Raw genomic sequence first — 18,008 nt, forward strand, 5'->3', positions numbered from 1 at the left:
CCGTGCACGACATTTTACCCACCCTGTCAGAATGGTGTGATAACGGAAAACCCTTTGCCATCGCCGTGGTCACTCGGGTCACAGGGTCATCACCTCGAGAAAAGGGCGCTCTTATGGCCATCGCACAAGACGGTGCGGCCGTCGGAAGCATCAGCGCCGGCTGTGTAGAGGCAAAGGTTATTGAAGCAGCAAATGAGGTGCTCATGACTCATGAACCAAAGATACTTTCCTTCGGCAAAGCGGATGAACTCGATCCTTGGACGATCGGGCTCTCCTGTGGAGGGTCAATCGATATCTTGGTTTCAATCTGGGACCAGAGTTCGCCAATTTTGAAAGCATGGTTGGACGAGGCAAATCTATGGCAAGAGGCCACATGCTGGATCCCGCGCAGTGGTGACTTTAGAATAGCTGCCGAAAATGGGGATCGAGAGCTCAGTGCTACCCATTACTTGCTCCATTTCAAGCCCCCACCCCGTCTGCACATTATCGGCGGTGGTCATATAGCCGGGCATCTGTGCGCGTTGGCACGACAGACAGGCTGGCATGTCACCGTAATCGATCCGCGGGATAGTTTTACTGAGTCAGGACACTTTGCCGTAAAGCCTCACGCGATTCATCGTGCATGGCCTCAAGATGTCTTACAGGCCAAACAATTCGGAAGCGCAGACTATGCAATTTTACTCACGCATGACCCAAAAATAGATGACCCAGCGATCACGATTTTGTTGAAATCTGAGGCTGCGTATATCGGAGCTCTCGGCAGTCACACGACTCAACAGAAGCGGAAACAACGCCTCTGTGCACAAGGATTTAGCCTAGAAGATATCAAACGGATCCATGGTCCGGTAGGAGTCGATATCGGTGCCCGCACCCCTGCGGAAATTGCAGTCAGCATCCTAGCTGAAATAATCTCAGTTCGTAATGGAGGGCCCAAGTGGAAATCGGTCTCTTAGTCCTTGCCGCTGGCCAGTCTTCCAGGATGACTGGAACACACAAATTGCTACGCCCATGGCCAAGTCAGCACGGGGGAACGACAGTAATCGAACATGTCTTTGAGACACTAATTTTGGCCCACACTTGGAGTTCTGTGAGATGCGTTCTTCCTCCTATACCTAGAGCGTTATCCCATCTCATTGAACCTATCATTGGTGTGGAAAATTGTGTGCTAAACCCACATCCAGAGGAAGGTAAAGGCAGCTCTATCGCTCTCGGGGTCGCAAGCTTTCCCAGCGGGCTAGATGGCGTGGTGATCTGTTTGGCAGATTTACCCTTACTCACTAAAGAAATTGTGCGGATTATCGTCCAAAAAGCCAAACTTCAACGTATTGTTATGCCAGTTACTTCTGAAGGTCCACGACACCCAATTTTTTTTGCATCAGACTACCTAGAGTCCTTCAAGTCTCTCCGCTATGACCAAGGCGGAAAAAGGATAATCGAAGAGCATTCCAACGATATCATAAAGATCCGTTTTGATGACTCTACCCCTTTTGAAGATATAGATAACGAAGCATCCTATCGACGGGCATTAGGGATAGCCCATGCCTCCATTATTTGAGGTAAAACCTGTTCAGAAACACTATATTAAGTAGCTCTTCACTTCATCTACTTAATCTGTCCGGCTCCTTTATATTGGCATTCCAGGTGGATTACCTCGCCGCACGTACAGGTAACCTGAATCTTTTTCACCTCGCCGTCGACCATGACCAATTCGACTTTGGGTTGACCTTCTCCTCCAGCTACAATGTGCGCTTCCCCAGAATTTTTGTCACCCGGATTTGCTGAGCCAGGTTCGGGAACTGTCCATTGTTCTAGGCTTTGAGTAGGAACATTTTCGTTTCCCTTTCCAGCGATCACTTTAGCAACCGTCTGCCGGCCATTGAGAAAACTCTCCATGAGGCTATCGATTCATTGCCGATTCGAGGTAATTGCGTAGACCTGAGACCGCCTGGGAGTGAATTTGGCAAATGCGCGATTCTGTGAGTCCCATGACTTCGCCAATTTCAGCAAAATTCATTTCCTCGTAGTAATACATCACCAATACCCGCTGAGGCACGTCAGGAAGATCTTTAATCCGGGTGCGAAGCAAGTCGAACATCTCTTTATTTTCAGCTGTCTCCCGGGAATTCATTTCGGTCGGATCGCTGATTGCGTCAGCGATGGTCGGACCCTTGGACTCTTCTGGATCGGGCGACTGATCTAAGGTTACGTGCGTTATAGGCTGCACCTGCTGCATCAACTTTGCATATTCTTTCTTGTTAAGCCCCAACTCTTTGCGGATCTCTTCTTCAGACACCGGACGACGGAGGCGTGCTTCCATTTCGTTGACCTGCTTGCGGAGCTCTTTCGCCTTGGAGCGGTTTGAGCGTGGCATGCAATCGATACGGCGCAGCTCGTCGAGAATAGCTCCCCGGATACGCAAGATAGCATACGATGCGAATGACTTTTTCTTGGAATGGTCGAATTTGGATATGGCCATAATGAGCCCTTTGACACCTATGGAATAAAGATCCTCCGCATCGATTTTCGATGGAAAGTGAGTGTTCATTCGGGCCACAATCGACTTAACCAATGGCAGATATTTCTCTACCAGCTCCCAAGGCGGCTCCCCGTTCGAGCCAGAATTTTGAGATTGAGTATAGGCAGCAGCAACGGCTTGTGGCTGAACAGGTGCCCGTGTATTACGGGCAGCGGATTCTGAGCTTTGTGTCTTTTGTGAGTCTATTGATGCAGTCATGATATTCTACGTGAAAGGTTATTGAGTTACAGGCTCCTGAGCTTTCGAGACCGCTCTGGCCTTTGCCCCCGAGGGTTGATCAGCCGCTGCCCCGCTATCTTCAGACTCAGCCACCTCATTCATATGATCGATGTGTGCTTCTCGGACGGCGTTGATGATGATTTGGACGAAAAAACGAGTTACAAAAGCTGCGATCAAACAGGCGATCGCGGCGTCGCGTAGTATCGGGATGAAGTCACTGCCCGTCATCATTCCGGTGAAAAAGGTGACCGAGAAGGCCAGGAAACTGGCAAGACATATGAAGAATTTAGCGGCGTTCATTGTTCTTAGGGGGTTTAGAGAATATTACGAGGGAAGGTACGTTCGAGCAGGCTGCTAATGATGTCGGTGGTATAGTCTCCGGCCACATTTTGGCCGGTGCTAACAAACCAGGGAGAGAGACCGCCTTTGCGGACAATCGACCAGAGTTTCGTGGCCTGAGACAACTCGTCTAGATGAGTCATCACGAGATGGTTGACCTCCATTTCGCCTCCCATCTGCAATGCGTCCTTGATCAGTGACAGCTCATAGACGGCGTTGATAACTAAGACGCGAGACTCGACTCTCATTTCGTCGAGCAGTCGGCGTATACGTATCCACTCTTCTTTCTTTGTCCTGTGGATACCTGGAAGGTCCAGATATACGCGCTCACTTTCAGACAATTCGTCGATAACGGCAGGATTACGATGAAAATTAACCCCCATAACGTCGCAGAACAGACGAAGCGCATCATCTGGATTTGGCGTTTCGTGGTCTACTTTGAGGACGTGGACGTTTTGATTACCGATCAAGACGTCTTGGGTGATTTGCTTACAGAGTGCGGTCGTCTTTCCAACGCCAGGCGTTCCGATAAATGCTATCCGGGGGGCGATTTCTATGCGATCAACACGCTCAAAATCACGGCGTAGCCAATGTGAGACTTCCGCAAGTGCACGGGACGTGGGTTTGTCTTTGATTTTCTCCCAAAGAGGAGAGTTTTCGAGCCCAGCCAGCAAAACATTATCGAATCCGGCACTCCGTAGTACACGAGATAGGTTTACTGACTGGTAATCAGTGCGCGTGCTCTCATACCGAGAAGCTGCAGTGCGAGATGAAGGTTTGGTAGGTGAGGGAGCCGAAGCCTTAAAATCGTCGGATACCGCTGGCTCCTCTTTTTCTCCAAGACTATCCGTAATACCTAGATCTACATTTTCGTCGGAATCCTCCAATTCGTCAGGGAGCGTAATGTTAAATTTTCTGGATTCGCTCTTATTGCCCTCTGAATCTGCACCCGTTTCTTCGGCTACAGGAATGTGCGATACAACTTCCAATCGAGGGGAATTGAGGAAGCGACTGAGCCCTTGGCCATCAAGTTGTTTCACTGAAAGCACGCGGCCCTTGCCACCCATACGCTCTTGAATAACTCTAACTGCTTCTTCGGCACTTTTTACCACAAACCTGTATTTTTTTCCCGGTAGTATATTGGGATCCACCTCGGGGGTGCCTTGTTCTTTAATCTGGGGTGTGATTTTAGACATTGAAGATGAGTGCCAAGGCTTCAGGCCAGAAATTGATCACGTCCGACAAGTCGAGAGAGGGGCTTAGCGTCGTGGATATTGGGAAACCAAATGTAAAGTTTGCGACGCAGACCGAGGGCATGCCAGGTATCGGGAAAACGCCCCCGACAAATCCTGGTCTCGCATTCTACGCGAGCTTGGGCCCCTGGTGTTATCGTGTTCTGCATCATCTGCTCAAAAACCTAGCTTCGCAGATGCCAACGACACAAAGAGACTCACAAGCTAATGATTTTCAGGATCTTATAAAATTAAAAAAATTCCACCACAACCTAACCGCTTCATAATGGCAGCATTTTCCCATCACCTTTGATCGGTAAATGGTATTATTTTCTCAACTCTAGCGGATAGTCTTCGACGCAGCTTCAAGCTTTTCACGATGCACACGAGAAACCACGACGTATTTCTCGGCCCACCCACGTAGACTCATTTGCTCGTCTATACTTAGCTCACGCACTACCCTACCTGGGGTCCCCAAAACCATTGATCCCGGGGGTATACGTATCCCCTGTGTGACCACTGCACCTGCGCCGATAATCGAACGTGCGCCGACGACGGCACCGTCGAGAATGGTTGCATGCATTCCGATCAGACATTCGTCCTCGATCGAACAGGCGTGGATCATGGCCAGATGCCCCACGGTCACATAGTCGCCAATGTAAACACCCAGGTCATCAGCGAGGTGCACCACACTACCGTCTTGGATATTGGAGCCCTCACCCACAACAATGCGTTCTATGTCACCTCGCAGCACAGCTCTGGGCCACACAGATGATTTTGAAGCGAGCTTTACATCTCCAATAACTGTGGCATCGGGATGGACAAAGGCATCTGCAGCGATATCCGGGTTACGATTCAGAAACCTGTCTAAACGAGTGCGTAAATCCATATCCCGGAGTGTTAGAAGTTGGCGACTTGAAGGCATTACTCCAAATCGCCGCCGGTGTTAAAGCAACTAGAGGGATCCGACAAACGATTTAATCTTCTCTAAACCAGTCTGAATGACTGCATCAGAAGTAGCATAACTCAAGCGGAGATACCCTTCGGCACCGAAGCCAGTTCCAGATGCCAGGGCAACCTGATGTTCTTCTAAGATGCGCTCAGAGAATACATCAGAACTTAATCCAGTCCCAGAGATATCAGGAAAGACATAGAACGCACCTTGCGATCGGAAGCAGCGAATACCGTCAATAGCATTGAGCCCATCAACCAACATCAGTCGACGGCGATCAAAGTGGATCAGCATGTCGGCTATCGCAGCGCGGGCCGCGGCACGATTCTCCAGAGCGGCAAGAGCACCATACTGGGCAAATGTCGTTGCTCCAGAGGTGGTTTGGCTCTGCAGATTCGAAACCGCTTTCGCTACAGGCTCCGAGGCGAGCAGTGTTCCGAGGCGCCAACCAGTCATAGAAAAAGTCTTACTAAATCCTCCGACAGTGATGACCCAATCTGAAATCTCCGGGTCCATGGACGCCGGACTGAAATGCGTGGCACCATCGTAGAGAAGGTATTCATAAATCTCGTCCGACATTAGGAAAATACCTTTACTTGCGCAGAGCTCGGCAATGGCTTGGATCTCAGACTTCTCGTAGATCGCGCCTGTTGGGTTTGAGGGACTATTCAGCACGACCATCTTGGTCTTATCTGTGATCGAAGCCTTTATACGCTCAAGGCTTACCTTGAACCCATCATCCATCGTTGAACTGACAATCCGTGGAATGCCTCCCGATTGTTTCACCATCTCGGGGTAACTTACCCAGTATGGACCAAGAATGATCACCTCATCCCCAGGATCGCAGACAGCTCGAATCGCCAGAGTACATGAATATTTCCCACCTGGGCTGACCACAAACTGAGTAGGCTTTACACCTGTCAGGTCATTCTCGTTAGTATACTTCTCCGCCAAGGCTTGTCTAAGAGGGGCGATACCAGGAACAAGCGAATATTTAGTTTCGCCATCTTTTAGTGCCTGGATCGCCGCCTCTTTAATGAAGTCCGGTGTATCAAAATCGGGTTCACCCGCTCCAAACCCGCATACATCTACCCCCTTAGCTTTGAGCGCCTTGGCTTTTGCATCGACGGCTAAGGTCGGCGACGGAGCCACGTTTTTCACCCAAGTAGACAGCTTGTCAGTAATACTCATAACAAGCCCTTTTTACCTCAGTGTTCTTTCATTGAAAGCGAGAAAAACGAAATTATAAAGGCTAGCGAGTTTTTCGGAGAGTAGCACCCTCAACGAAGCGACGCGAGACAGCCACGGTCACCCGCTCCTCAGGAACGCCACGGACCCGGAGTCTAATTAGCTCATCGAGGAACTCAACCGCTCGTTTAGCCACTCTCGCCTGACCATTTACAAGCCCGGCAATTCCATTTTCAGGGTCGATGTGGTTCGTGTTTATCAATGCCAATTGCACCTCATCAGGCATACGGATACCCGCATCCTTGAGCATCATGTAAAACACATCATTGAGACCAACCACTCCATCTATGCGATTCTGCTTGATCCATGAAATAAACTTTTCCTGTCCGTCGAATCCGTTGTGTATGGCACATGTCTCTACGAACTCTATTTTATCCTTTTCTCGGAACCTGTTTTCAGAGATGACGCTTTCGCGCAGTCCGGCCACCGTCAGGCGCTCGCCAAGAGGCATAACGTATTCCGGATAGGGGTGATTTTTCGGGACAAAAGTCGCAAAACCAATCCGTCGCGCTCCAGCTGTAACCAACTTGCCTACAAACAGCTCACCGTAATTGTAAGCATCTGAGGCGACCATATGCATGGGTAACCGGTCATAACCCCAATTCAATTGAACCGCAGAAAAATGATCCCAAGATATCTTTTCCCATGAGTGACCAGGGCTTAATTGGCCAAAAATCACTCCAGGGATTCCCCGACTTATAATCACCTGCCATAAGTGATCTAGATTGGAGTAGTCAGAGAGATAAAAACGGTCGACATTATAACCAAGTGTTTGCGCTGTTTTGTCGATTTCATCCAATCGTTTCTTAAAAGCTTTTTCCCGTTTAGATACCGGCCGTGACTCTGTAACAAAGGCCAAACAGGACCAAGGGCGTTTCACAGGTACCGCTTTTCTATGAGTCGCCAAGATGCCTAATGCCGGGTCACGCTCATAACCTACTTCTTTAGCTAACGCATTTACTCGATCCCTGAGATCTTGCGAGATGCGCGGATCATTCCGAATTGCGAGGGAGACAGCAGAGCGGCTCACACCGAGCTTTTCTGCCAAATCTTTCATAGTTACTCTCATCTAGAAAATTTTTATTCGTCTAAAGCATTACCCGAGGATGATCAAATGACCAATTTGGTGTCCAAACACACCACTTAAAGTCTACGATAATGGTGCCTAATCGCGGCCAAATAAATCAGTCTAGTTAACTCATTGCGGAGAAAGTCCCTTCCCTCGCATGAGTGCAGCAATCTAAATGACGGATTTCGAAATAAGCCTGTAATTATGCGCCCTTCGTCAGGAACGGACGCCAAGCATCTTCGATTTGGTGGGGTTTGAGTGTACTTACAAACGGGCGCCAGCGTGGGCGCTCCGGCTTCCGAATCAATTTCATCTTAGCCTCATGTGGGAGTCGATTTGCCTTGCGACTGTTGCACGAAATACAAGAGGTGACGATGTTCTCCCAACTAGTTCGGCCACCATAGTCTCGCGGAATTACATGGTCCAAATTCAATTCCTCTTCACGCCCCTGGACCCCGCAGTATTGGCACTGATACCCGTCTCGTTCGAAGATGGCTCGTCGATGAAATTTCACCTCCTGTGCCGGCAATCGATCATAATCGCGTAATATTAGCACACTTGGAACACGCAGAGTAAGTCGTACCGTCCGCATTATTGGCTGGCCGGTTTTCGGGGGATTTTTCAAAGAAAACGCTATCCACTCTTCACCCCCCATCATCTCGAATTGCCCCTCGTCGGAAAAAACCGCCTGCGCGTGTCCTTGAAGAAGGAGCGAGAAGGCTCGTTTGGCACCAACGATATTCACTGCTTGCCAAACGCGGTTTAAAACCAATACCCGGTGGTTATCTACGCCTTCCATCGGAATAGATCATATCACGAATCAGCCAACAGGTTGTCAACCAGGACTTTGATGTGGTCACAGAAAAATTTCGGGCAAAACACAAAATATAGGGCTTTTGGAGCTGTTATGTTACAACATGTGGGGTTCTTTTTAAATTCCGCTCATCTGCTCGAAGGTGTATTGCTAGTAGAAGCTGCAATGCTGGTTTGAGTTTGCTAATAGCATCTATTCTAAGGCAATTTAGCTGTTCCTACATCTTGACATCGATCTACCGCGGTCTGTTGTTTGACATATGCAACATATCGCGATCTTTGCTACGAGCCTTAATGAATTCTCCAATTCGCAGATGCTCGCGCGTTTGTTCGCTGATCACCTGGAAAGTATGGATAAATCCTACGAAATTCTCGATATGCGCGAGCATCCAATTCCGTTTTCAGGGCCTGAAGAGAGTTGGGACCATCCTGAGGGGATTAAGATAAAGGAGGCTGTCGAGCGCGCGTCACATATCGTTTTTTCAACTCCCATTTATAATTATACAGTGAACGCGGTTACCAAATCGATCATCGAGCTGGTTGGGCGGTCTTTTGAGGACAAGATAGTCGCCTTTATGGCGGCTGCGGGCGGGCACAACAGCTATATGTCGTTAATGTCTCTCGCCAATTCTTTGATGCTTGATTTCCGCACCGTGATTGTGCCGCGGTTTCTCTATACCACCTACGATTCTTGGATAAAAAATGATACTCTGAAGCCAGAGTTCCAAGAACGCCTAGAGAAGCTATATCAGGATATGTCGAAGATTCAGATCCTATCGGAATAAACCCAATCTCCAGCTTTGTCTGAATTCGAAAGAGCTGCTCAAGCCCTCCACGCCCTCGGTCTCGTCGTCCGTGATTGCCTGCGCTCTGAAAAAAGAAAACCTAGTAACAAGCGGACAGCTATCGCCAAGGTTGAGGCATCAGATATTATATACCAGATCGATACGGTAAGTGAGGCCGTGATCTTAGAATGGTTCTCTCGAGAATGGACCGATCTCCCCCCAGTGCGCCTAGTCATGGAAGGCGCCGAGTCTGAAGGTCAATTGATTTACCCGACCATGGATCAATCGCCTGAATGGATTTGCCTTATCGATCCCATAGACGGCACCCGCGGAATCATGTATGATAAACGTTCGGCATGGTTTATTGCCGGCATCGCACCTATTGCTAAGAACAAGGAACCCAGCACCGAAGATATCGTGGTATCGGTCCTGGTAGAACTCCCTACCAGCAAAGCGGGCTACGCGGATTCATTTTATGCGATAAAGGGCTGCGGACTCGATGGTGTCTTTGGCGAGCGCATTCAGCTCTTCACGGGAGAAAAGGGCCCACTGAAACCCTCACCCTATCAAGGCACTGACATCACTCATGGCTTTTTCTCGTTCGCAAAATTTTTCCCCGAAGGTCGCCTCACACTCACGCGGCTTGAAATCGAGCTTATTGATTCGATCCATGGTCTTACTGAATCGGGTAGCCCCGTGATTTTTGACGATCAATATATGAGCACAGGTGGCCAGTTTTATGAAATCTTGATGGGACATGATCGAGCGATCATCGATGCACGCCGCGAGGTATACATGGCTGAGGGCCTCGATAACATCCTCACCTGCCATCCTTATGATATTGGGGCATGGCTCATTCTTGAGGAATCCGGATGCATCATTGAACGACCCGACGGTGGCCCATTAGACTTTCGAGTAAATACCACAGAAGCTGTTTCTTGGGCAGCCTATGCAAACCCTCAGCTAGCCTTCCATATCCGCCCCGTACTTAAACAGTTACTAAAAAAACTAAGAAAAGCATCGTCATGATAGACATCACTGCATGACGCGGACGGTGAATGGTGAGTTTTACTTTAAGGATCGGGAGAAGGAGATGATGCGGAAGATGCTGCGGCAGGTAGCTAGGTTTTGAGGGGTGGAGGTGTTGGCGTATGTGGTGATGTCGAATCATGTGCATATTTTGGTGCGGGTGTGTGGTGCGGCGAAGGCGGTGTCGGATGTAGAGTAGGTGCGGCGGTATGCGCTATTGTATCCGAAGCCGATGGATCACCAGTCGATAGATTTGGCCGTGGTGGAAGAGGCTTTAAAGACGAATTCTGAGGAGGGGCAGCAGATACGTCGGTTGCTCCTGGCACGGATAGGCAACGTCTCGGAATTTATGAAGACGCTGAAACAGTGTTTCTCGATTTGGTTTAATCGGAGTCGGGGATTTTAAAAGGGACGATTTTAAAAGGGACGGGGTTGTTTACGTATACACTTAGCTCCTGGGCAGATGTAATAAATAAAGGACATAAGTATTGGCGGACACTGGAGAGGATTGACCAGAAGATCCGTTCACTCATCGTTTAAAAATCGCCCATGCCGCATCCGACGATTTCTCAACTCTTAGACCAAACAATCCTTTTAGAGAACGAGCCAGGGAGACACTTAGTCCTGCCTGAGACTCTGATTTCAGAAGAAAATTACCCCTACCAAAAAGGTGGTTTGTTTCACATTGATGATGAAATTAGAAATATCCTGGCATACATAGAGTATCTTATCCACAGGCATCCAAAGTGGCCCTATTTGGCGCGAAGATTACTCTTCCCTGCAGACCGATGCCTGAACCTTCTCTATCAATTGGCACGAATTCATAGTAGGCTTTCGCCATCTGTGGCTATGAGAGAATCGTATCTTGCCGAGTCGAGAGACATACAATCTCAACTCCGTAGCATTGCCCTAAGCACCTCACCGAGCCCCCCGGTTTTTAAAATCGTTCGGCTTCATACAAAATGGATCAAAGCGCGCACGATACACTATAGAAAAAAGGATCAAACCGCTTCGATTGCTCTGAGTGTACCAAGTTACAGAATTACGCCAATAAACCTGTTCCTAAGATTCAGGCGTGAAACGGATGCACTACTCACCTTGCAACTGGCATCCGACGCTCGCATTGAAAACCTTGTGGAGACCTCATGAATATCGCAGTGGTAAATACCGCCGTTCCTTTCACTCGAGGCGGCGCCGAGATTCATGCAGACCACTTGGTAACAGCTCTAAATAATGCCGGGCACCGAGCCGAACTCGTTACCATACCTTTTAATTGGCGCACGCCATGGAGTATCGCAGATCATCTCATGGCCGTTCGGCTAATGGATATCGAATACGTCAATGGCATAAGCGTTGATAGAGTAATTGGACTTCGATTCCCCGCTTATCACATCAGGCACCCAAATAAGGTACTCTGGGTAATCCACCAATACCGATCCGCTTTTGATACCTGGAAACATCTCAATGCAGACTTGGCATCTCAACAGGGTGGTGCCGCTTTAAGAAACTATATCTCTGATGAGGAATCCGAGCTTCTGAACAAATCAGCAGCGGTCTTCACAAATTCCAGAAATGTTTCCGAACGGATGAAACGCTACTGCAATTTTGAAGCGCCCCCACTCTATCACCCACCTGGTCTAGCCGACCTACTCAGTCCCGGAGAAGCCGAACCATTTTTTCTTGTTCCAGGTCGAGTGGAACGACTCAAGCGCCCGGATCTTATTGTTTCAGCACTCGAAAAAACCCAAAAACCCGTCCAACTGGTCTTTGCCGGACAACTGGACAACAGCCCTAACGGCAAAGCCATACAAAAGACCATCAAACGCTCGAGCGCAAGAGATAGAATACAACTGCTCGGCTACGTAAGAAACACCGTTCTCGTGGACCTCTATAAACGCACCCGTGCTGTCGTATATTGCCCGTATGACGAGGACTATGGATACGTCCCGCTAGAGGCTATGTTATCTCAAAAACCAGTCATCACTACAAAGGACTCCGGAGGGTGCACAGAGTTTGTGAGTGGAGACAATGGTTGGGTTTGTGAGCCCGAAGTCGCCGCGATCGCTCAAGCGATGGATATAGCCTGGGAGTCACCTTTAGACTGCAAAAAACGCGGCGAGAACGGGTATGCTTTCTATCAGAGTTTAAATATATCGTGGGAACACGTTGTTCAAACACTCATGCAATGAAGACGATACATTGGTTTTCCCCACTCCCTCCGTCTGAAACCGATATTGCAAACTTCAGTGTGAGGGTAGCACGCGAACTACAGAGACTCTGCAACCTGACTCTGTGGACAGACAAGCGCGACTTGAAAAAGAAACGCTCTACGCTCGGTCTATCATGCCCCATCCGTTCCTACACAGATACGGAACGCGCTATCACTGATTTGAACAGAGCGGATGCCATATTTTTCAATTTCGGGAACAACGCTGCCTTTCACAGAGATATCTGGACCAAATCGAAGGAATTCTCTGGCTGCGCGATTCTGCACGACCTTTCGCTCTTCGAATTTGGCAAATCCATTTATAACAAAAGCTTGGGACAAAACACTTCGCTCGCTCTGCTCGGCAGGCGGATATATGGCCAAACTACTGACCAAGAGATACGGCAGGCATTCGAAGACCCAGAAACCTATGATGTTGCTGAGAAATACCCATTTACCCAGTGGTTAATCTCGGGATGTTGGGGCGCGATACAACACACGCACCCAGATTTTTTAGAATCTCCAAAGCCCTTACTAAATGAGCTAGAGCGGCCTATTTTCCACGCCTATTTGCCCTACCCGTCGACGATTCCAAAAGAACGGCAGACTGCGATGCGCAAGGAATCATCGCCGCTACATTGCTTAATGTTTGGATATATAGGCGGCGACAACCGCAGGCTTATCCCGGTTCTCGAGGCCCTTTATCGCTATCCACATAAAGACAAAATCCGCTTACACCTGGCAGGGAAAATACATCCGCGTTTTGCAGTCGAACGACGCCTTAAAAACATGGGGATCCAGCATTTGGTGACGCTGCATGGATTCCTGAATGAGAACGGCTTGGACCAGCTTATTCGGAATACTGATCTTGTGATCAACTTACGTTACCCCAGTCGCGGAGAATCATCGGGATCGCTTTTGCGTGCATGGAATCAAGAGGCGTGCTGCCTTGTCACGAACTACGGCTATTATGAAGGGCTTCCCGAAAATACTGTGATCAAAACTGCTATAAAAAACGAAGCAGCAGATATCCATGCAGCTTGGGACATGCTCTTAAAAAATCCACACATGGGCATTAAGTACGGCAAAGAAGGGAAGAATTTTCTAGAGGAAAAACACTCTGTTGAAGACTATGTGGCCGCCGTGCTGAAAATCGCCGAGTTTCCCATAAATGAAAGATCCAAGCCGACAAAAGACCTATTACGGCAGCGCTATGCAAAATGGTTAAATAAATCGATGGATAATGAGGAGGTAGCGACGCACCTCGCGCAACGTCTTGAGAACATTATTTAGTGAGAGGAAGGCGGCTTCAACACCAGCTTAGCGGAATGATTGATAAAAGACTGAAGTTTGCGGTTCGGTCCTGAGCCTTTACGAAAAACCCGCCGCACGCCGCTCTGCATTTCATTCTCTGCCGTTATGAATGCAATTTCATTGAGGACATAGCGCCACTTCCGAAAAAGCTCCCAAAAATTCTTCTCATCCTGGGCACCCCCAACTCGGCTAGCGCTTACATGGTGCTTGATCTGGCTATCAAAAGATACCACCGGCACCCGTCCCCATTCCAATGTCTGTAGGCAAAAATCGACATCTTCCATTCCATTAACGAAGCGCTCATCGAAGCCACCAAGTCTAGTAAACCATTCTCGTTCCGTAACCCAACACGCCGCGGTGGCTCCGACCACCGCCTCACTGCCCTTTCGACGCAATTGTTTCTCGCCAAAATCGCGGTGTTGTGGGGCAGAATAGATATCAAAGTAGATGCCAGCATGGTCTAAAACAGGATCGCTGACTCGCCATTGAACATTCCCTACTAAGCCGGGCATGCGCTCATGCCCCATCCAGCGGTGTGGCCGCTTCAAGGCTTCCAACATGGGCTCGAACCATCCGCTCTGAAGCAATATATCATTGTTAAGGAATGCCAAAACGTCTCCCTCCGCTTTCGATGCACCAAAATTATTGCTTCGCCCATAGCCCAGATTTGCGTCGTTAAAAAAGATCTTGGTGGGAACTGATAGATCCAGCGATTGAAGCCATTCTCGCGTAGAATCGGAGCTCCCGTCGTCCACAAAAATAATCTCAAAATCGATCACATCCTCCAGTGATTCTAAGAGAGAATCTAAATATGCACGTGTATAATCGAGACCATTGAAAAGTGCTGTTACGACCGAAAGGCGCATCCAGAGTATCCTTTTAACATTATTGCCGACCGCAATATCAGAAGCGCGTATCTAATCTAGCCCAAGGCTGACCGAAACACACGCTTCATGTCCTCGATGATGAGGTAGAGCGTTGGGATAAGGACCAGCGTAACGACCGTTGAAAACAAGATACCGAAGGCCAAGGTAACCGCCATGGGGATGACGATCTGGGCCTGTAAGCTCGATTCAGAAATAATTGGAATCAAACCGATAAAGGTTGTGAGAGACGTGAGGAGAATAGCCCGGAATCGTCGCACCCCAGCGTCCCGCGCAGCGACGGCAAGATCCATCCCTTTCCTTACCCCTTGGTTTACAAAATCAACCATCACCAAGCTGTCGTTTACCACTACACCCGCTAATGCGATCAAGCCGCACATTGACAATACGCTTATGGGTAAACCCAAAATCCAGTGCCCGACTGCTGCTCCAATAAATCCAAAGGGAATCACCGACATGATGATCAAAGGCTGGAGGTAGGATTTGAGCGGAATCGCTATGAGCGTATAGACCACCAACATCGCAAGCAACAGCCCATTGATCAGGGTGCCCAGGGATTCCTGTGCCTCTTGACTCTGTCCAGTCAGCTTGAAACGAGTATCGGGGTAACGTGGAGCATAGTTTTCCTGAAAAACAGACTCTAATTCGCGCGCGATTTTCTCGGGCTCTGCAATCTCTCGATCTGCCATAGCGCTGATGTTTACTGTGCGCTGCGCATCCAATCGCTGAATCGCAGAATATCCCGTCTTATAATCGATATGAGCCACACGAGAGAACGGTATGATTGTTCGATCCGGTAGCCGGAAATACATCGACTCGAGATCGGTGACCCGGCTGCGTTCGTCTGCCGGATAGCGCACCATTACTTTTACCTCATCCTCCCCCCGCTGAATGCGTTGCGCTTCGACACCATAGAAGCCAGCGCGCACTTGAGACGCAACTTGCCCCAGCGTTAGGCCCATAGCTTGAGCTTCTGGTGTGATCGAAAGCACCGCTTCCCGCGGACCTTCCGTCAAACTTACCGAAGTATTAAAGATCCCAGGATAAGCATCGAGCTCGTCTGCAAACTCCTCGGCAGCCGCCTTGAGTTGCTCTAAATCCTCTCCAAACAGATTTACACTGAGAGCCGGAGCCCCATCGTCACCACTACCGACATCGAGTTTCTCAATGCCGGGGATATCTCCGATCGCCTCGGTCCACATGCGGCTTATTTGTATTGTGTCGACTGTTCGTGTCTCGGCTTTGTTGAGCTCGACGACCATAAACCCCGAACTGCGCGACGACAATGCGGTCCGGAGGTGTTTGACCAAACTTCCCCCCTCAATCACGGCGAGCTCCTCGTCAACCACATAAAGCGCGTCCTCAATCCTTACCATCGCCTCCTCCAAATCGGAGAAGCCCATCCCATTTTCCATCTGGATCTGTGCAATCAAGAAATCGCTCGGCAGTGATGGGAAAAATACGAACCGAATAATACCCCCTGCCACCACGCCTACGATGAAGATTAAGCAACCGACAAAAATGGCCACCGTCGCGTAGCGAAACTCCAACGCATTTTCCAACACCGGGCGGTACACCTGATGAATCACAAACTTTAGGCCTCCATCGATTTTTTTGTGGATGAATGCAATGGGTCCACCCTGCTTTTTGTCTGCTTTCGCCCGCCCTAGACTCATCAAATGAGACGGAAGTATCCACTTCGACTCGATCAGGGAGAAAGTAAGCGCCAATACCACGACCGCTCCGATCGCCTTCCACAAGGGCCCGAAAGCCCCCTCAATCATGAGCATCGGGACAAACGTGGCGATCGTCGTCAATACGCCGAAAGTCGCAGGCAGCGCGACTTGCCGAGCACCGGCGATGACATTGTTTTCCGACGGTCCGTGCTGCTCGACATAGGAATGGATATTTTCTCCGATGACGATGGCGTCATCCACTAAAATACCGAGCACCAAGATAAAGCCAAACAGGCTCAACATATTCACCGACACATCAAACTGAGGCATCAGCCAGAGCGTGCCCAAGAAGCAAACGGGAATACCCACAACCACCCAAAAAGCTACCTTCAGTTGAAGAAATAAGCCTAAAAGAATCAAAACCAACAAGGCACCCAAGGCCAGGTTTTCGATCATCATATTGAGCCGCCCTTTCAGGTAATAAGAGACATCAAGCCATGTTTCGATCTCCACTCCCTCAGGCAGCTCAATCTGCTTCTCCGCAACATAATGCTTCACCAACTGAGCCAACTGTAGCTCACTCTGACCACCGACCGAATAGACGCTTAGGCTCACACTGGGTTTTCCATTGAAACGTGGGTTCCGACGATCTTCCTCAAATCCGTCAGACACGCTGGCAACATCCCTCACCAAAACGCGACCGCCATCGGAGCTCTGCTTCAAGACGATTTCTTCAAAATCCTTGCGCGTGTATGCCTTCCCCTCCGTGCGCAGGCGCAGGTCGAAGGCATCCGTTTTGATGACACCTGCAGGCAAATCGACGGACGAAAAGCGGATGGCCTGGGCAACGTCCTCCAAGCTCAGATTGAACTGCTGCAGCTTGTTCTCAGAAATCTCAATAGCGACCTCGTAGGCCCGAACATCGCCCAAATCCACCCGACTGATGTCGCCCAGATTAAGCAGCTCAAGGCGGATTTCCTTCGCAAGCCGCGTCATCTCCCGCTCGTCGACATCACCATAAATCTGGATATCGATCAGATCCTGCTGGATCTTTGTCCGGCTCACAACTGCCCTTTCCGCATTCTCAGGAAATGTGAAGATGGAGCCGACGGCGATGTTCACCTCGTCGAGAATCTCGGTGATATCATAGTCGGTGCTCACCTCGACGGCTACAGTCCCAAAGCTTTCGCGAGCCGTCGATTCGATTTGCTCAATCCCCTCAATATCCCGCAGCGCCTCTTCGATCTTGATGCAGATACCTCGCTCCACCTCCGTTGGCGAAGCACCCGGATAAGCCATTTGAACCGTGATCAAATCCAGCGCGAATCGCGGCATAGCCGTCTTCTCTATAGTAAAGATAGACATCAGGCCCGCAATCACGATCAGAGCCAGCAAGAGATTCGCGGCGACGGGATTGCGCGCAAACCATGCTATCGTTCCCTTCTGTTGCTCCTCGACACTCATCGCTGCTTATTCAGTGTCTGCTTCCCAAGAAACGAGGGTCCCACTGTAGAGCGATTGGGGGGATGTCAGGCAGATCAAGTCGCCTTCTTCCAATCCATCGCGCGCATACACAAAATCACCATCAGCGAGCAAGACCTGTAGCTTACTAAATGAGATACGATTCTCTTCACAGCCATCCCATAAGGCCTGATGGCGGAGATCAGGGGTGAGTATTGATCGGCTGTAGCGGTTGATCGTGTCTA

General features: G+C 49.4%; 17 protein-coding genes. 6 read left to right on the plus strand and 11 right to left on the minus strand.

Annotated elements, in window-relative coordinates:
• Positions 1-2: 2 nt before the first annotated feature.
• Both HRU10_05770 and HRU10_05775 read left to right on the plus strand, forming a co-directional pair.
• The gene (locus tag HRU10_05770; GenBank protein NRA26742.1) at positions 3-953 is read left to right on the plus strand and encodes an XdhC family protein; all 951 of its coding nucleotides are present in this window, start codon (positions 3-5) and stop codon (positions 951-953) included.
• 26 nt (positions 954-979) lie between these two features.
• A complete protein-coding gene (locus tag HRU10_05775; GenBank protein ID NRA26743.1) occupies positions 980-1,555 on the plus strand; it encodes a nucleotidyltransferase family protein in 576 nt (191 codons plus the stop codon).
• A gap of 47 nt (positions 1,556-1,602) precedes the next feature.
• On the opposite strand, the gene HRU10_05780 is transcribed toward HRU10_05775, so the two are convergent.
• The 8 genes from HRU10_05780 to HRU10_05815 all read right to left on the minus strand — a co-directional run bounded on the left by HRU10_05780 (position 1,603) and on the right by HRU10_05815 (position 8,394).
• On the minus strand, positions 1,603-1,893 hold the full coding sequence (locus HRU10_05780) for a hypothetical protein (GenBank protein ID NRA26744.1): 291 nt from the start codon (positions 1,891-1,893) through the stop codon (positions 1,603-1,605).
• Positions 1,894-1,897: 4 nt separating this feature from the next.
• Complete coding sequence (locus HRU10_05785) at positions 1,898-2,734, minus strand: FliA/WhiG family RNA polymerase sigma factor (GenBank protein NRA26745.1); 837 nt, start codon at positions 2,732-2,734, stop codon at positions 1,898-1,900.
• Positions 2,735-2,752: 18 nt separating this feature from the next.
• Positions 2,753-3,055: a hypothetical protein gene (locus tag HRU10_05790; protein NRA26746.1), complete on the minus strand. Its 303-nt coding sequence runs from the start codon at positions 3,053-3,055 to the stop codon at positions 2,753-2,755.
• A 14-nt stretch (positions 3,056-3,069) separates the two neighbouring features.
• Complete coding sequence (locus tag HRU10_05795) at positions 3,070-4,290, minus strand: hypothetical protein (GenBank protein NRA26747.1); 1,221 nt, start codon at positions 4,288-4,290, stop codon at positions 3,070-3,072.
• 376 nt (positions 4,291-4,666) lie between these two features.
• Positions 4,667-5,215 carry a gamma carbonic anhydrase family protein gene (locus HRU10_05800; GenBank protein ID NRA26748.1) on the minus strand — a complete coding sequence of 183 codons (549 nt, stop codon included), beginning with the start codon at positions 5,213-5,215 and terminating at the stop codon, positions 4,667-4,669.
• Positions 5,216-5,281: 66 nt separating this feature from the next.
• Positions 5,282-6,469 carry a pyridoxal phosphate-dependent aminotransferase gene (locus tag HRU10_05805; protein ID NRA26749.1) on the minus strand — a complete coding sequence of 396 codons (1,188 nt, stop codon included), beginning with the start codon at positions 6,467-6,469 and terminating at the stop codon, positions 5,282-5,284.
• A gap of 61 nt (positions 6,470-6,530) precedes the next feature.
• Positions 6,531-7,583, minus strand: a complete 1,053-nt coding sequence (locus HRU10_05810; GenBank protein NRA26750.1) for a LacI family DNA-binding transcriptional regulator — start codon at positions 7,581-7,583, stop codon at positions 6,531-6,533.
• 214 nt (positions 7,584-7,797) lie between these two features.
• Positions 7,798-8,394 carry an HNH endonuclease gene (locus HRU10_05815; protein NRA26751.1) on the minus strand — a complete coding sequence of 199 codons (597 nt, stop codon included), beginning with the start codon at positions 8,392-8,394 and terminating at the stop codon, positions 7,798-7,800.
• A 274-nt stretch (positions 8,395-8,668) separates the two neighbouring features.
• Here HRU10_05815 and HRU10_05820 point away from each other — a divergent pair, with 274 nt between their 5' ends.
• The 4 genes from HRU10_05820 to HRU10_05835 all read left to right on the plus strand — a co-directional run bounded on the left by HRU10_05820 (position 8,669) and on the right by HRU10_05835 (position 13,721).
• Entirely contained in the window at positions 8,669-9,193 is a 525-nt protein-coding gene (locus HRU10_05820) for an NAD(P)H-dependent oxidoreductase (GenBank protein NRA26752.1), read from the plus strand.
• A 15-nt stretch (positions 9,194-9,208) separates the two neighbouring features.
• The gene (locus tag HRU10_05825) at positions 9,209-10,222 is read left to right on the plus strand and encodes an inositol monophosphatase (GenBank protein NRA26753.1); all 1,014 of its coding nucleotides are present in this window, start codon (positions 9,209-9,211) and stop codon (positions 10,220-10,222) included.
• A gap of 1,145 nt (positions 10,223-11,367) precedes the next feature.
• The gene (locus tag HRU10_05830) at positions 11,368-12,411 is read left to right on the plus strand and encodes a glycosyltransferase family 4 protein (GenBank protein ID NRA26754.1); all 1,044 of its coding nucleotides are present in this window, start codon (positions 11,368-11,370) and stop codon (positions 12,409-12,411) included.
• Positions 12,408-13,721, plus strand: a complete 1,314-nt coding sequence (locus HRU10_05835) for a hypothetical protein (protein NRA26755.1) — start codon at positions 12,408-12,410, stop codon at positions 13,719-13,721. The genes HRU10_05830 and HRU10_05835 overlap by 4 nt, the downstream gene beginning before the upstream one ends.
• On the opposite strand, the gene HRU10_05840 is transcribed toward HRU10_05835, so the two are convergent.
• From HRU10_05840 to HRU10_05850, 3 genes are all read right to left on the minus strand, one after another.
• Positions 13,718-14,608, minus strand: coding sequence for a glycosyltransferase (locus HRU10_05840; GenBank protein NRA26756.1), 891 nt, complete (start codon positions 14,606-14,608; stop codon positions 13,718-13,720). The genes HRU10_05835 and HRU10_05840 overlap by 4 nt on opposite strands.
• 56 nt (positions 14,609-14,664) lie before the next feature.
• A complete protein-coding gene (locus tag HRU10_05845; GenBank protein ID NRA26757.1) occupies positions 14,665-17,766 on the minus strand; it encodes an efflux RND transporter permease subunit in 3,102 nt (1,033 codons plus the stop codon).
• Between the two features lie 6 nt (positions 17,767-17,772).
• A partial coding sequence (locus tag HRU10_05850; protein ID NRA26758.1) for a hypothetical protein occupies positions 17,773-18,008 on the minus strand: 236 nt, incomplete at its 5' end.

This window comes from Opitutales bacterium, assembly GCA_013215165.1.
Lineage (GTDB): Bacteria > Verrucomicrobiota > Verrucomicrobiia > Opitutales > JABSRG01 > JABSRG01.

Coding starts and splice junctions, on each gene's coding strand:
- HRU10_05775 (NRA26743.1), top strand. CDS start 980: ATGACTGGAACACACAAATTGCTACGCCCATGGCCAAGTCAGCACGGG.
- HRU10_05780 (NRA26744.1), bottom strand. CDS start 1,893: ATGGAGAGTTTTCTCAATGGCCGGCAGACGGTTGCTAAAGTGATCGCT.
- HRU10_05785 (NRA26745.1), bottom strand. CDS start 2,734: ATGACTGCATCAATAGACTCACAAAAGACACAAAGCTCAGAATCCGCT.
- HRU10_05790 (NRA26746.1), bottom strand. CDS start 3,055: ATGAACGCCGCTAAATTCTTCATATGTCTTGCCAGTTTCCTGGCCTTC.
- HRU10_05795 (NRA26747.1), bottom strand. CDS start 4,290: ATGTCTAAAATCACACCCCAGATTAAAGAACAAGGCACCCCCGAGGTG.
- HRU10_05800 (NRA26748.1), bottom strand. CDS start 5,215: ATGGATTTACGCACTCGTTTAGACAGGTTTCTGAATCGTAACCCGGAT.
- HRU10_05805 (NRA26749.1), bottom strand. CDS start 6,469: ATGAGTATTACTGACAAGCTGTCTACTTGGGTGAAAAACGTGGCTCCG.
- HRU10_05810 (NRA26750.1), bottom strand. CDS start 7,583: ATGAAAGATTTGGCAGAAAAGCTCGGTGTGAGCCGCTCTGCTGTCTCC.
- HRU10_05815 (NRA26751.1), bottom strand. CDS start 8,394: ATGGAAGGCGTAGATAACCACCGGGTATTGGTTTTAAACCGCGTTTGG.
- HRU10_05820 (NRA26752.1), top strand. CDS start 8,669: ATGCAACATATCGCGATCTTTGCTACGAGCCTTAATGAATTCTCCAAT.
- HRU10_05830 (NRA26754.1), top strand. CDS start 11,368: ATGAATATCGCAGTGGTAAATACCGCCGTTCCTTTCACTCGAGGCGGC.
- HRU10_05835 (NRA26755.1), top strand. CDS start 12,408: ATGAAGACGATACATTGGTTTTCCCCACTCCCTCCGTCTGAAACCGAT.
- HRU10_05840 (NRA26756.1), bottom strand. CDS start 14,608: ATGCGCCTTTCGGTCGTAACAGCACTTTTCAATGGTCTCGATTATACA.
- HRU10_05845 (NRA26757.1), bottom strand. CDS start 17,766: ATGAGTGTCGAGGAGCAACAGAAGGGAACGATAGCATGGTTTGCGCGC.